General features: G+C 58.3%; 17 protein-coding genes. 11 read left to right on the forward strand and 6 right to left on the reverse strand.

Features of this window, described 5'->3' with window-relative positions:
* Window positions 1-8 precede the first annotated feature (8 nt).
* Genes DY251_RS09200 through DY251_RS09210 form a run of 3 tightly spaced genes read left to right on the forward strand, consistent with a single transcriptional unit; the run spans window position 9 to window position 1510 of the window.
* Window positions 9-293, forward strand: coding sequence for a hypothetical protein (locus DY251_RS09200; RefSeq protein ID WP_137113613.1), 285 nt, complete (start codon window positions 9-11; stop codon window positions 291-293).
* A 46-nt stretch (window positions 294-339) separates the two neighbouring features.
* Entirely contained in the window at window positions 340-804 is a 465-nt protein-coding gene (locus DY251_RS09205) for a hypothetical protein (RefSeq protein WP_245415908.1), read from the forward strand.
* Window positions 791-1510, forward strand: a complete 720-nt coding sequence (locus tag DY251_RS09210; protein ID WP_116623598.1) for a helix-turn-helix transcriptional regulator — start codon at window positions 791-793, stop codon at window positions 1508-1510. The genes DY251_RS09205 and DY251_RS09210 overlap by 14 nt, the downstream gene beginning before the upstream one ends.
* A gap of 21 nt (window positions 1511-1531) precedes the next feature.
* Here the strand turns inward: DY251_RS09210 and DY251_RS09215 are convergent, their stop codons facing one another.
* The 3 genes from DY251_RS09215 to DY251_RS09225 all read right to left on the reverse strand — a co-directional run bounded on the left by DY251_RS09215 (window position 1532) and on the right by DY251_RS09225 (window position 4628).
* Entirely contained in the window at window positions 1532-2233 is a 702-nt protein-coding gene (locus DY251_RS09215) for a DUF1013 domain-containing protein (protein WP_116623822.1), read from the reverse strand.
* Window positions 2234-2346: 113 nt separating this feature from the next.
* Window positions 2347-3531, reverse strand: a complete 1185-nt coding sequence (locus tag DY251_RS09220; RefSeq protein WP_116623599.1) for an MFS transporter — start codon at window positions 3529-3531, stop codon at window positions 2347-2349.
* 116 nt (window positions 3532-3647) lie between these two features.
* Window positions 3648-4628, reverse strand: a complete 981-nt coding sequence (locus tag DY251_RS09225) for an NAD(P)H-quinone oxidoreductase (RefSeq protein ID WP_116623823.1) — start codon at window positions 4626-4628, stop codon at window positions 3648-3650.
* Between the two features lie 108 nt (window positions 4629-4736).
* Between DY251_RS09225 and DY251_RS09230 the strand changes: the two genes are divergently transcribed.
* From DY251_RS09230 to DY251_RS09240, 3 genes are all read left to right on the forward strand, one after another.
* On the forward strand, window positions 4737-4928 hold the full coding sequence (locus tag DY251_RS09230; RefSeq protein ID WP_116623600.1) for a DUF1192 domain-containing protein: 192 nt from the start codon (window positions 4737-4739) through the stop codon (window positions 4926-4928).
* Between the two features lie 72 nt (window positions 4929-5000).
* Window positions 5001-6248, forward strand: a complete 1248-nt coding sequence (locus DY251_RS09235; RefSeq protein ID WP_116623601.1) for an MFS transporter — start codon at window positions 5001-5003, stop codon at window positions 6246-6248.
* Between the two features lie 32 nt (window positions 6249-6280).
* A complete protein-coding gene (locus DY251_RS09240; protein WP_116623602.1) occupies window positions 6281-6544 on the forward strand; it encodes an ArsR/SmtB family transcription factor in 264 nt (87 codons plus the stop codon).
* A 75-nt stretch (window positions 6545-6619) separates the two neighbouring features.
* Here the strand turns inward: DY251_RS09240 and DY251_RS09245 are convergent, their stop codons facing one another.
* The gene (locus DY251_RS09245) at window positions 6620-6796 is read right to left on the reverse strand and encodes a YdcH family protein (protein WP_116623603.1); all 177 of its coding nucleotides are present in this window, start codon (window positions 6794-6796) and stop codon (window positions 6620-6622) included.
* Window positions 6797-7040: 244 nt separating this feature from the next.
* Here DY251_RS09245 and DY251_RS09250 point away from each other — a divergent pair, with 244 nt between their 5' ends.
* The 5 genes from DY251_RS09250 to DY251_RS09270 all read left to right on the forward strand — a co-directional run bounded on the left by DY251_RS09250 (window position 7041) and on the right by DY251_RS09270 (window position 9786).
* Window positions 7041-7244: a YdcH family protein gene (locus tag DY251_RS09250; RefSeq protein ID WP_116623604.1), complete on the forward strand. Its 204-nt coding sequence runs from the start codon at window positions 7041-7043 to the stop codon at window positions 7242-7244.
* A gap of 111 nt (window positions 7245-7355) precedes the next feature.
* Window positions 7356-7820 carry a 5-(carboxyamino)imidazole ribonucleotide mutase gene (purE, locus tag DY251_RS09255; protein ID WP_245415917.1) on the forward strand — a complete coding sequence of 155 codons (465 nt, stop codon included), beginning with the start codon at window positions 7356-7358 and terminating at the stop codon, window positions 7818-7820.
* The gene (locus tag DY251_RS09260) at window positions 7820-8902 is read left to right on the forward strand and encodes a 5-(carboxyamino)imidazole ribonucleotide synthase (RefSeq protein ID WP_116623606.1); all 1083 of its coding nucleotides are present in this window, start codon (window positions 7820-7822) and stop codon (window positions 8900-8902) included. The genes purE and DY251_RS09260 overlap by 1 nt, the downstream gene beginning before the upstream one ends.
* A 102-nt stretch (window positions 8903-9004) precedes the next feature.
* A complete protein-coding gene (gene ykgO / locus DY251_RS09265; protein ID WP_116623607.1) occupies window positions 9005-9130 on the forward strand; it encodes a type B 50S ribosomal protein L36 in 126 nt (41 codons plus the stop codon).
* Window positions 9131-9201: 71 nt separating this feature from the next.
* Window positions 9202-9786 (forward strand): tetratricopeptide repeat protein, encoded by a 585-nt coding sequence (locus DY251_RS09270; RefSeq protein WP_116623608.1) that lies wholly within the window; start codon window positions 9202-9204, stop codon window positions 9784-9786.
* Window positions 9787-9806: 20 nt separating this feature from the next.
* Here the strand turns inward: DY251_RS09270 and pyk are convergent, their stop codons facing one another.
* On the reverse strand, window positions 9807-11225 hold the full coding sequence (gene pyk / locus DY251_RS09275) for a pyruvate kinase (protein ID WP_116623609.1): 1419 nt from the start codon (window positions 11223-11225) through the stop codon (window positions 9807-9809).
* A complete protein-coding gene (locus DY251_RS09280; RefSeq protein WP_116623610.1) occupies window positions 11222-11743 on the reverse strand; it encodes a DUF1036 domain-containing protein in 522 nt (173 codons plus the stop codon). Before DY251_RS09280 ends, pyk begins: the two co-directional genes overlap by 4 nt.
* Window positions 11744-11981 lie beyond the last annotated feature (238 nt).

Genomic DNA, 11981 nt, shown 5'->3' on the forward strand with positions numbered 1-11981 from the left:
GCACTGTCATGTTTACTTTATTCAGCAGGCCCATTGCTACTTTGGCGCAGTTTGCGCTGCACGTGCAGCAGCGCCGCGAGCAGGTTCGGGCACAACGCATATTGGACAGCCTACCCGAATATTTGCGCAAGGACATTGGCTGGCCCGACAGGGAACTCGAACGGGAAACGCGGGTTCCTGTAGGGAAATCGAGCCGAAAATTGTGGGATGCGGAGGCTGTGCTGGCCAGGACGGAATGTCCCTCGCTGTTCGGTTTGGACAAAGGCAATCTGCATGTGAGGAACGGCGCTTGAACAAGTATTTTCATGCTGAAACCTCCTGACATAATGATGTCAGGAGATGTGTGCGAATATAGGCTCGCTGGATGATGGGATGGCTGGCGTGAAGAGATGGACGGACAGGCTGAGCCAGGGCGCGCCGGTTTTGAAGGACTCGCCTCGGAATTTTGGCGATGTCGTTGAGGGGCAGCGGATGCTTGTTCCGACCGCACGCCAGGTCGATGATTTCATCCGGTCGATCCCGAATGGCGTGCAGATGGATGTGCGTGCGCTGCGGACGGCGATGGCAATTGAAAATGGAGCTGAAGTGACGTGCCCGGTCTACATGGGTTATCATCTCAGAACCGTAGCGGAAGCCGCGTTTGAAGCGCTCGAACAGGGCGCGGACGTAAACGACATCACGCCATTTTGGCGGGTGTTGAATGAGCAGTCGCCAACGACACGCAAATTGTCGTTCGGAGCGGACTTCGTTGTCGGCCAAAGGCGAAGCGAAGGATTAGAGGGGATTAACGATGCGGCGGGCTGATCGACTTTTTCAGATCGTCCAGCATTTTCGTGGTGGTCGCCTTGTGACTGCGCAGAAGCTCGGCCAATGGCTCGAAGTGTCTGAACGCACAATCTATCGCGACATCGCTGATTTGCAGTCCAGCGGCGTGCCGATCGATGGCGAGGCCGGTGTTGGCTACATGATGAGAGAAGGGTTTGATCTACCTCCGCTGATGTTTACGCGAGACGAAATCGTTGCTCTGGTGGCTGGCGCTCGAATGGTTCGTGCCTTCGGTGGCGCGACAATGGCACGGGCCGCTGAAGAAGCTCTGGTGAAGATCGGCTCGGTGCTGCCGGACAATGAGAAGGCGCGCATTGAGCGAACCGAAATCCATTCGCCTATGTGGGTCGTGACCGATGCGGATCGAAAGGTGATCGATGCGCTGGAGCGCGCCGTCGAAGAGCGCAAGGTACTAACGATTGAATATAAGGACGAGTCAGGACAGGCGTCGTCACGCGACGTGCGCCCGCTCGGCCTGTGGTTCTGGGGCCGTGTTTGGACGCTGGTTGCGTGGTGTGAAATGCGCGAGGATTTTCGCACGTTCCGCATTGATCGCGTTGCATCGCTGGCTTGTTCTGGCCGGGTGTTCAAGCCAGAGCGCGGCAGGCAATTGGCTGACTTTTACCGGGCCATGGAGCGTGAGGAAGCGCGCGACGGCATGACCCGTCGCAGCTATTACGCGTAAGGCCGGGCGAGAGCGCCGACCTTATTCTTCCTCGTCTTCGTCCGACTTATTGGACTTGAGCGCCGAGAGCTTGGCGAACACGGCGTTTGCGTCCAGCTCTTCGTCTTCCTTGCGAACCTTGGCGGTTTCATCCTCCGCCGGAAGGCGCTCGGTGAGTGAAGCCGGCAGCAGCGTGTCGCCGACAGGCGCACCCGCGGGCCGATTTGCGGAAGCGCGCTGAACCTCGATGTCGAGATCGATCTGCGAGCAGAGGCCGAGCGTTACCGGATCCATCGGTTGGAGGTTTGCGGCATTCCAGTGACGGCGCTCGCGAATCTGCTCGATGGTTGATTTCGTTGTGCCGACGAGACGCGAAATCGCTGCATCTTTCAACTCGGGGTGATTGCGAACCAGCCACAGAATTGCGTTCGGGCGATCCTGACGCTTTGAGAGCGGGGTGTAGCGTGCGCCACGACGCTTGGTCTCGGGGACGCGGACCTTCGGCTCGGAAAGCTTGATTTTGTAATTCGTGTCCTGTTCACCGCGCTTGATTTCCTCGCGGGTGAGCTGACCGGTCATAACCGGGTCCATACCCTTGATGCCTTGAGCGGCTTCACCGTCTGCAATGGCTTTCACTTCAAGCGGATGTAGGGAGCAAAATTGAGCGATCTGGTCAAAAGACAATGCCGTGTTGTCAACCAGCCAAACAGCGGTCGCCTTGGGCATGAGAAGCGTATTGGTCATTGCGATAATATCCTCTCGTTCGCCCGCGTCCCTCGCGCGGGCGGTGGGCATAGCCACCAATTTTGGGAAATCACGGTTGCATATAGTCGCAAACGCAATCAGACGCAATGGCGCTAAAGCCTGCGCCGCACAAGCACTGCTAACCACATACTCAAAGCGACATTCACGGTCATTGCCAATGTAAGAATCTCGACCGTTCGCTGTGCTCCAGCCGTCTCGATCATTAATGCGCCGACCGAAGGCGCGAGCGCATAAGCAATGTAGCCGGGACGGGCGAGCAGCCCGATAATGGTTGCGAATTTCTCCGGCCCAAACAGCGTGAGCGGCAGGGAGCCGCGTGCAATAGAGTAGATTCCATTGCCTGCTGAAAAGATGATGATTGCAACAGACAAATACTGAAAGCCCATCGCGAAGAGAGCCAGACCGAGCGCGCAGCCGAACTGAGCTATGAGAAACGACCACACCGGATGGTGTCGGCTGCCGAAGAAAAGGTCCAGTGAACGCGCAGCGACCTGGCTCGGGCCGATAAGAGCGCCGAGTGCGACAGCGGCCGCAAGCCCCAGTCCGCGTGATTGCAACAGTTCGATAAGGTGGATGTAGATCACCGACATGCTCAGCGCGATGACGACGAATGTCGCCATCAACAGATAATAGATTGGTCTGTCTGACGGTTCGAGAGCAGGCTCGTTTTTGCTTACAGCGGGCACAGGAATGACATTCCCGCGAAGCCCCCACAGGACGAGCGGGATGCAGAATAAAAGCGAAATCAGTGCATAGGTGATGCATATGCCGCGCCAGCCGATTTCAGGAAGAAGAGCTGCCGAAAGCGGCCAGCAAATGGTGCTGGCAAAGCCACCCCAAAGTGTGACTGTGGCGATGGCAGAGCGCGCCGCCGCGCCGTAAAGCCTGCCCAGCGATGCGAAGGCGGCGTCGTATAGACAACCGCCCATGCCCGCGCCCAATAGCAGCCAGCCGGTCAAGAAGGTAGCTTTGTGGTTTGAAATTGAGAGCAACAGCAACCCAAGCGCTAGCATCAGGAAACCGATTGCCATGACGCCGCGTCCACCATTGCGACCGATGGTTCGACCTACCCATGGTGATACAAGTCCAGCGATCAACATGCCCGCCGACTGCGCGCCAGACATAAAGGTCAAAGACCAACCTGTATCGGCGTTGATCGGCGCGCCGAGAACGCCGAGCAAATAATAGGACGAGCCGAAGGCAAATATCTGCGTTGCGCCCAGCGCCGAAGCCACGACCCAGGGGCGCGCTGTTGTCGCAGAAATCGCGGATGACATAGAGGCGACGAACCTTTCCCAAAGGCCAAGCGGGCCAGGAGAAGCGAATAACAGCCGTGATGAAAAATTGTTAGCCGGATGAAAACAGATTAGGCGCTACTGGACCTGCACCGCGATCAGGCTACGTCGAGCATGATCTTGCCGATGTGCTCACCTTCTTCCATGCGCTCATGCGCGCGCCACGCTTCTTTGAACGGATAAATCATGTCCAGCACCGGCGCGATGCGCCGCGCGGCGAGCAGCGGCCAGACATAGGATTCGAGCGCGTCGGCAAGCCCAGCCTTAAATTCATTGTTGCGCGGTCTGAGCGTCGAGCCGGTGTGGACGAGGCGTTTCACCATGAGCTTTGCAATATCGACGTTGGCTTTTGGACCGGCCTGAACCGCAATCTGCACGATGCGGCCTTCAATGGCTGCCGCGTCATAGTTGCGGCTGACATAATCACCGCCCACCATGTCCAGAATAACGTTTGCGCCGCGCCCGTCGGTGGCTTCATGCACAGCTCTGACGAAATCTTCTTCCCGATAGTTGATCGCACGTATAGCGCCGAGGCTGATGCACGTCTCGCATTTCTCCTCAGACCCTGCCGTTGCGATGACACGGCTGCCGAGAGCGGTTGCGATCTGAATCGCGGTTGTGCCGATGCCCGAAGTGCCGCCATGAACCAGAAGCGTTTCACCGGGCTTGAGCGCGCCGCGCTCGAAAACATTGTGCCAGACGGTAAAGTAATTCTCGGGCAGGGCGGCGGCTTCGGTGAACGTGAAGCCGGCGGGAACTGGCAGCACGCTGCCTGCATCGCATTTCACATATTCAGCGTATCCGCCGCCGGGCGTCAGTGCGCACACCTGATCGCCAATGCGCCAGCGTTCCACATTTTCACCGACCGCCGCGATGGTGCCCGAAACTTCGAGGCCGGGAAGATCGGATGCGCCGGGCGGGGCGGGGTAGAGCCCTTTGCGCTGCATGATATCGGGCCTGTTCACGCCCGCCGCTTTGACCTTGATGAGGACTTCATTGGCTTCCGGTTGAGGCAGTTCGCGCTTTTCGGGACGCAAGACCAATGGACCACCGGGGGCGGTGATTGCGATTGCCGTCATTTTTTCCGGCAGTCTTTCCGCTTTCGCCATTGTTTTCCTCCATCCATTTGATGCTGCTTTGTAGTCTTAGTATTCTGGCAGCGATGTAAAGAAAAACGGGAGGAATGAATGGCCCTCTTCGACGATGAAGCGCGCCCGGTGGTTAAAACCCACCAGATTGGACAGGATCTGTCGCTTTTGTCCGTAGGCGAATTGCAGGACCGAATTGCACAATTGCAGGCCGAAATTGCGCGGCTGGAAACCGAACTGAAAGCAAAAGGGGCGACAAAGGCGGCGGCAGAAGCTCTCTTCAAAAGCTGATGCGTGTAATGCTGTCGCCACTTCCTGCTTTGTAAAAGCCAAGGTCCGTGATTCGCAGTTGAAGGGTTTTGAATGTTCGCCGCTTATCGTCCGATACTGGCGCTGCTGCGCGGCACAGCTTTCCTGCTGGCTGCTTCGGGCCTGCACGGCTTGTTGCTGCCGCTAAGAGGGCAGGCGGAAGGGTTTTCGACCGGCGTGCTGGGTTTGCTCGGTACGGCTTGGGCGGGCGGCTTCATCGCTGGCTGCTATTTTGCGCCGCGCCTTGTTCGCCGTGCGGGACATGTTCGCGCTTTTGGAACCTTGGCTGCGATCGGCGCCATCGTCGCGCTGCTGACCGGCCTGTTCATCGACGAAACGATGTGGGTGATCCTGCGCGCCTTCACCGGCTTCACGATGGCCGGTTGCTTCATGATTATCGAAAGCTGGCTGAACGAGCGCGCAAACAACGAAAATCGCGGCACTGTGTTTGGCCTTTACATGATGGTGACATACGCATCCATCATGGCGGGGCAGATGGCCGTTGCTGCCGGCGACGTGCGCACGGAATCGCTGTTCATGGTAACGGGCATTCTGTTCTGCTGTTCGCTCATTCCGACGGCGGTTTCCTCTCAGGCTACACCAAGGCCGCTGCAAGAAGTCTCGCTCGACCTGAAGGGCCTGTACAAGAACTCGCCGGTTTCGTTCGGAGCGTGCTTTTTGATCGGCATTGCAAATGGCGCATGGGGAACGCTGGGCGCGGTTTATGGCGCGCGCATTCAACTGACCACGGCAGAAATTGCACTGATGATGAGCCTGGTCGTCGTGGCCGGTGCGGCAATGCAAATGCCGATAGGCCGTGTTTCGGACCGCATGGACCGGCGGTATGTGCTGGCATCAGCGGCATTCGGGGCAGCACTGGTCGGCCTGGCGGTGTTCGTTTTCCAGCCGCACGGGGCTACAGCCGTGATCGCCATGACCGCGTGCTATGGTGCGCTGGCCTATACGCTTTATTCGATTGCGGTAGCCCACGCTAACGATCACGCGCGCAGCGAGGATTTCGTGAAAATCTCGGGCGGGCTGCTTTTGTTGTATGGGTTCGGCACGATGGTAGGGCCGGTGATCGGCGCGAGCCTTATGAGCGCGCTGAGGCCGGAAGGGCTGTTTCTCGCGACGGTTTTTGCCCATGCGGCGCTGGCTGGCTATACGCTGCTGCGCATCAAACGCCGCGCGCCGGTTCCGGTCGAGAATCGCGAGGCATTCCAGACTATGCCGTCCGATCGCGTCGTTACGCCGGAAGCGGCGAAGCTAGATCCGCGTGTGCAATCCAATAATGATAGTTGAGATTTTCTCGGCTATGCGCCACAAAAGTAGGCATGACTACTTCTGATGCATTTATGGCGATAGCTGATCCGCACCGCCGGCATATTCTGGAAGAGTTGCGCCGGGGGCCTAAATCGGTCAACGAGATCGCCGCCGGCTTGCCCGTGTCTCGACCGGCGGTTTCCCAACATTTGAAGGTTTTGCTGGATTCGGGGCTGGTGAATTCGTCATCGTCCGGGACACGGCGGATCTACACGCTGTCGACGCCTGGCTTCCTCAAGCTCAATCTTTGGCTCGATCAATTCTGGAAGACATAAAAATATAAAGCCGACGACCATAGGCCGTCGGCTCCCCTCAATTATAGCGACGCTCCAAGGCGCGCTACGAACCAATCAGTGAGTAGTCTGGACTTTCAGCTTCTCGATTTCATCCTTGAGCGCGAGCTTGCGTCTTTTAAGCGTTACAACTTCGAGATCATCCACAGACGGGTGGTTCATCGCTTCATCGAGTTGACGCTCAATATCGCCGTGCTTGCGCTGCAATTCTTCGAGGTGGCTGGCAAGAGACATGAATAGCTTCTCCCTTTCATGGTATCGTCGAACGGTGCCGTCTCCACCGCCTCGATCACCCGCCGAGGCGATGTGACGAAACGATGACAGTCTGCCACTACTGCATTCCTTTGTCGAACTTGACGTAGTAGGATTTTACCAGGCGCAAAAATGTGATAAGGGCGCTCGCGCCGGTCGGGGAACCGGCAAGCGTACCCTCCAAAGTGGCGCATGCGATGCAAGCGCAGAAATTCAGACGGTGAAAATGTCGGATCAGGACCAGGCGGAGATTCGTCTAGAATTTGCGCGACTGAAGCAGGAACATGCCGATTTCGACGCGGCCATCAACGCGATGATCGCAACTGGGTGCGATCCATTGCAAATACAGCGCATGAAGAAGAAGAAGCTGGTGCTGAAAGACCGGCTGAGGGCGCTTGAAAGCAGCGTTATTCCCGACATCATCGCGTGACACCGCGTTGAGCGAGGCCGACCTTAGCTTGCGGTTCATGTGATTATCAGCTAAGCGCGCCGCTTAATGCGGGGATACGACGTGCCTGAAAAAGCTGATGTCGCAATCATCATGGGAAGCCAGTCGGACTGGACCACCATGCGCCATGCCGCCGAGACGCTTACCGCGCTTGAAATCAATCACGAAGCTTTGATCGTTTCGGCGCATCGGACGCCGGAGCGGCTGTATGAATTTGCCAAGGGTGCAAAGGCTGCGGGCTTTAAGGCGGTTATTGCCGGGGCAGGAGGAGCGGCTCACCTGCCGGGCATGACAGCCGCCATGACGCCACTGCCGGTGTTTGGCGTGCCGGTCGAATCCAAGGCGCTGTCCGGGCAGGATTCGCTTCTTTCTATCGTGCAGATGCCGGCGGGCATTCCAGTCGGAACGCTCGCAATAGGCAAGGCGGGTGCAGTCAACGCCGCGCTTCTGGCGGCCGCGGTGCTCGCACTGTATGACGATTCGTTGGCTAAGCGTCTGGATGCGTGGCGCGCGGAGCAGACCAACAAGGTCGCTCTCAAGCCGGTGGATGAAGCCTGATGGCCGGCCTCCCGACGGGTTCCAATATCGGTATTATCGGTGGCGGACAGCTTGGTCGTATGCTGGCAATGGCTGCGGCTCGACTTGGATACCGAACAATCATTCTGGAACCGCAGGAAAACTGCCCCGCTGCGCAGGTGGCAAATCGGCAGATCGTTGCGGCTTATGACGATACGCAGGCCTTGGCCGAGTTGGCGCGCGAATGCGCGGTTATCACCTACGAGTTTGAAAACGTGCCTGTTGCCGCTGCTGTGCAAGTATCGGCAAGCTCTCAGGTCTTCCCTTCGGCGCGGGCGCTGGAAGTTTCACAGGACCGGCTGACGGAGAAGATTTTCCTCAATTCCGTGGGCCTCAAGACCGCAGCGTACCGGCCTGTCGATTCGGATGCCGACCTGGAATCAGGTCTGGCCGCATTCGGCGGCAATGGCGTGCTGAAAACGCGCCGCCTTGGATATGACGGCAAAGGCCAGATCATGTTTCGGCAATCGGCGAAGCCGCCTGTGCAGGGGGCCTATGCCTCGCTCGGCTCGGTGCCGCTGATTCTCGAATCGCTGGTGGATTTCGAGCGCGAGATTTCCGTAATTGCCGCGCGTGCCGCCGACGGCGCGCTGGCTGCGTTCGATCCGGCGGAGAATGTCCACAAGAATGGCATACTCTATCGCTCTACGGTGCCTGCTGCGATTTCGGAGCGCACCGCGGCGGCGGCGCGCAATGCCGCGTTCTCTATACTGCGCGCGCTCGGCTATGTGGGCGTTATCGGCGTCGAGTTCTTTGTTTTGCGCGATGGTGGCCTGGCGGTGAACGAGATTGCGCCGCGCGTACACAATTCGGGCCATTGGACCGAGGCCGCGTGCGCGCTTTCGCAGTTTGAGCAGCATATACGGGCGATTGCGGGGCTGCCGCTTGGCGACTGTGCGCGCCATTCCGACTGCGTGATGGAAAACCTGATCGGTGACGAGGTGGAGCGCGCTGAGGAGCTTTTAGCTGAGCCGAGGCTGGTGCTGCACCTGTATGGCAAAGCGGAAGCGCGTCCGGGCAGGAAGATGGGGCATTTCACGCGCTTGGCGCGCCACTCCGGTTGACAGCCCTACCGCTCGTCGTCTATGAGCCACCTCGATTTCGGGCGCGCTTTAGAGGCGCGCCTTTCAGTTAGGCCCTTAGGGCCAAACCCGACAGGCCAGACCATGAAGATCAAGAACTCGCTCAAAGCGCTGAAAGCCCGCCATCGTGACAACCGTCTGGTTCGTCGCAAGGGCCGCATTTACATCATCAACAAGTCTGCTCCGCGCTACAAGGCGCGTCAGGGCTGATTGATCGCGGCTTCGCCGCGCTCACATTGTTTTTCGTTGACGTACCTTATGGCGGGGATAGAGTCTTCGCCATGCGGTACGTTTTCGCCGTTTTGGCGCTCTCGTTAATTGTCGCGCCGCCTGCGCTGGCGGCAGAGCAAAGCGGCACGCCCGTGCAGAAGGGCGAACAGACGCACCAGCAAAAGCTGGATCAACTCTTCAGCGAATTGAAGCGCGCTCAGAATGAGCGTTCTGCGGCGCGTATCGCATCGCGCATCATGGAAGAATGGACCAATTCCGGCAGCGCGAGCATCGACCTGATGATGGGCTGGTCGAAAAAAGCGATGGAGGAACAGAAGTTCGACATCGCGCTAGATTTTCTGGATCAAGTCGTCGCCATGCGCCCGGACTATGCCGAGGGCTGGAATCGCCGCGCTACGGTTCACTTCATGATGCAGAATTATGCGAAGTCGATGGCTGACATCGAGCAGACGCTGGAACTTGAGCCGCGCCATTTCGGGGCGATTGCCGGTATGGCGCAGATATTCAAGGCACGCGGAAACAAGCAGATGGCATTTGATGCCTATCAGCGTGTGCTGGAAATCTATCCTATGATGCGCAACGCCCAGAACGAAGTCGCGACGCTTTCCGAGGAACTGGCGGGCGAATCGATCTAGGTCCTGAACCTAAGCGCGCGCTATTCGGGAATGTACGCGATTCGTAGCATGTTGGTGGCGCCCGGAGTGCGCAGCGGCACACCTGCCATGATGATGATGCGCTCGCCCGGCGCGCTGAAACCTTCAGTCTTGGCAATAAGACAAGCACGCTCAACCATATCGTCGAGATCGGTTGCGTCTGGAGAGACGACGCAGTGCGTGCCCCAGAGCAGCGACAGACGGCGCGCCGTTTCAACGATTGGCGACAGCGCGATGATCGGCACCTGCGGGCGTTCACGCGCGGCGCGCAGGCCCGTATTGCCCGACGCAGTGTAAGTGACAATGGCGGAGAGCTTCAGCGTTTCCGCGATTTCGCGCGCTGCGAGCGAGATGGCGTCTGGACCGGTGGCTTCCGGCTGCAAGCGCTGCGCGTTTATGATGCTCGGATAAGTGGGGTCCTGTTCGACACGCTCAGCGATGCGGTTCATCATCGCAACGGCCTCGACGGGATATTGGCCCGCCGCAGATTCCGCTGAAAGCATGATAGCGTCCGCGCCCTCGAATACGGCAATCGAAACGTCTGAGACTTCAGCGCGGGTCGGGACCGGCGCGGTGATCATGGATTCAAGCATCTGTGTGGCGACGACGACAGGCTTGCCAGCGCGGCGAGCAGCGCGGGTTATCTGCTTTTGAATGCCGGGGACAGCCTCAATGGGCATTTCGACGCCGAGATCACCGCGAGCGACCATCAGCGCATCGGAAAGCTCAATGATTTCCTTGAGGCGCTGAACGGCCTGCGGCTTCTCGATTTTCGACATAAGAAGCGCGCGACCACGCGCGAGCTTGCGCGCTTCGGCGATATCTTCCGGCCGTTGGATGAAGGACAATGCGAGCCAATCCACGCCCGCATTGACGGCGGCATCGAGGTCAGCACGATCTTTTTCGGTTAGAGCACCGACCGGTAGGTCGGTGTCAGGAAGGCTGACGCCTTTCTTATCCGAAATGCGCGTGCCGGCGACCACGGTTGTTACAATCTTCTTGCCATCGGTGCTGACTGCCTGGAGTTGCAACTTGCCGTCATCGATCAGAAGACGATCGCCGGGGCGAACAGATGTCAGGATTTCCGGATGCGGTAATTGCACGCGATCGGCGTTGCCGGGTGTCGGGTCGTCGTCGAGCGTGAAAGTCTGCCCAACGATCAATTCTTCCTTGCCGTTTGCGAACTTGCCTACACGGAGCTTCGGCCCTTGCAGGTCTGCAAGAATACCGATTGGTCTGCCGGTATCATCCTCGATTGCGCGGATGCGGCCAACGAGCGTCCGCATCAAGTCATGATCTGCATGGCTCATATTGATGCGAAAAACATCCACGCCTGCGTCAACCAGCTTTCTAATCATTTCCGGTTCAGAAGAGGCCGGTCCCAGCGTTGCCAGGATCTTGACTTTACGGCTGCGTCTCATTGTTGGCCTTCTTCTGGCTGATCATTTCCCGTAATTGGCGGAGTAGGCGTAGCGCCGGGCAGGGGCGTCGGTGGGTTCGGTTCGTCGGTGAGTTGCACCATCCAGCTTGCTTGCTCACCGGTGTCGTACTCCCGGAAGCCTGCGCGTTGATAGCCCCGAGCGAGACAATCGCTTACGCCGGAGATTTTAAACTCTTTATCCGTAACGCACATGTTGACGGGGCCATCCCAGCGTCCGCCCCGTTCCGCATCTTCCGCGTAGAGATAATAGAAGCGCGAGGAGAGGGCGCCTTCGATCAGGGTTTTGCAGGTTGAGCCTTCAATGTGCCACCAGCCTTCTGACTTCCAGCCGTCTGCCGCGCGATAGCCGATCGAAACGCCCACAAGACTCTGCGTTGCATTGCAAACGCGGAAATCGGCGCGAGCTGGCTGGCTGAAAGCAGCACCGGCAACGAGCGACAGACAGAAGATGGCCAATGAAGGCCCGAAGCGAAACCGCCAGCCTCCCGCAAAACTCATTATCAGCGCCCCTTTTGCACAACTCGCCTGTCGGCTCTTTTCGGCAATGTGCCAAGCCGTGTCAACGCGACCGACTGTTGACCCCAATCGATTTAGTTAGTTGCGCGACATTGGCACGACCGCAAACATTCTGCCAGAGTCTGCCCGGAAAAAGGCACAGAACATTGACGATGTTCGGTGTCGACTTGTTTCTGACGAGCGGCTGTGGTTCACCCGAACCACAATTGTGACGGGTAGC

It is taken from the genome of Mesorhizobium denitrificans (assembly GCF_003403035.1).
Taxonomy (GTDB): domain Bacteria; phylum Pseudomonadota; class Alphaproteobacteria; order Rhizobiales; family Rhizobiaceae; genus Mesorhizobium_G; species Mesorhizobium_G denitrificans.

Bases quoted from the DNA above. Each gene is read 5' to 3' on its own strand.
- purE (WP_245415917.1), top strand. From the start codon at position 7,356: ATGGGAAGCCAGTCGGACTGGACCACCATGCGCCATGCCGCCGAGACG.
- DY251_RS09225 (WP_116623823.1), bottom strand. From the start codon at position 4,628: ATGACGGCAATCGCAATCACCGCCCCCGGTGGTCCATTGGTCTTGCGT.
- DY251_RS09215 (WP_116623822.1), bottom strand. From the start codon at position 2,233: ATGACCAATACGCTTCTCATGCCCAAGGCGACCGCTGTTTGGCTGGTT.
- DY251_RS09205 (WP_245415908.1), top strand. From the start codon at position 340: ATGTGTGCGAATATAGGCTCGCTGGATGATGGGATGGCTGGCGTGAAG.
- DY251_RS09210 (WP_116623598.1), top strand. From the start codon at position 791: ATGCGGCGGGCTGATCGACTTTTTCAGATCGTCCAGCATTTTCGTGGT.
- DY251_RS09235 (WP_116623601.1), top strand. From the start codon at position 5,001: ATGTTCGCCGCTTATCGTCCGATACTGGCGCTGCTGCGCGGCACAGCT.
- pyk (WP_116623609.1), bottom strand. From the start codon at position 11,225: ATGAGACGCAGCCGTAAAGTCAAGATCCTGGCAACGCTGGGACCGGCC.
- DY251_RS09280 (WP_116623610.1), bottom strand. From the start codon at position 11,743: ATGAGTTTTGCGGGAGGCTGGCGGTTTCGCTTCGGGCCTTCATTGGCC.
- DY251_RS09245 (WP_116623603.1), bottom strand. From the start codon at position 6,796: ATGTCTCTTGCCAGCCACCTCGAAGAATTGCAGCGCAAGCACGGCGAT.
- DY251_RS09230 (WP_116623600.1), top strand. From the start codon at position 4,737: ATGGCCCTCTTCGACGATGAAGCGCGCCCGGTGGTTAAAACCCACCAG.
- DY251_RS09260 (WP_116623606.1), top strand. From the start codon at position 7,820: ATGGCCGGCCTCCCGACGGGTTCCAATATCGGTATTATCGGTGGCGGA.
- DY251_RS09220 (WP_116623599.1), bottom strand. From the start codon at position 3,531: ATGTCATCCGCGATTTCTGCGACAACAGCGCGCCCCTGGGTCGTGGCT.
- DY251_RS09200 (WP_137113613.1), top strand. From the start codon at position 9: ATGTTTACTTTATTCAGCAGGCCCATTGCTACTTTGGCGCAGTTTGCG.
- DY251_RS09240 (WP_116623602.1), top strand. From the start codon at position 6,281: ATGACTACTTCTGATGCATTTATGGCGATAGCTGATCCGCACCGCCGG.
- DY251_RS09250 (WP_116623604.1), top strand. From the start codon at position 7,041: ATGTCGGATCAGGACCAGGCGGAGATTCGTCTAGAATTTGCGCGACTG.
- ykgO (WP_116623607.1), top strand. From the start codon at position 9,005: ATGAAGATCAAGAACTCGCTCAAAGCGCTGAAAGCCCGCCATCGTGAC.
- DY251_RS09270 (WP_116623608.1), top strand. From the start codon at position 9,202: ATGCGGTACGTTTTCGCCGTTTTGGCGCTCTCGTTAATTGTCGCGCCG.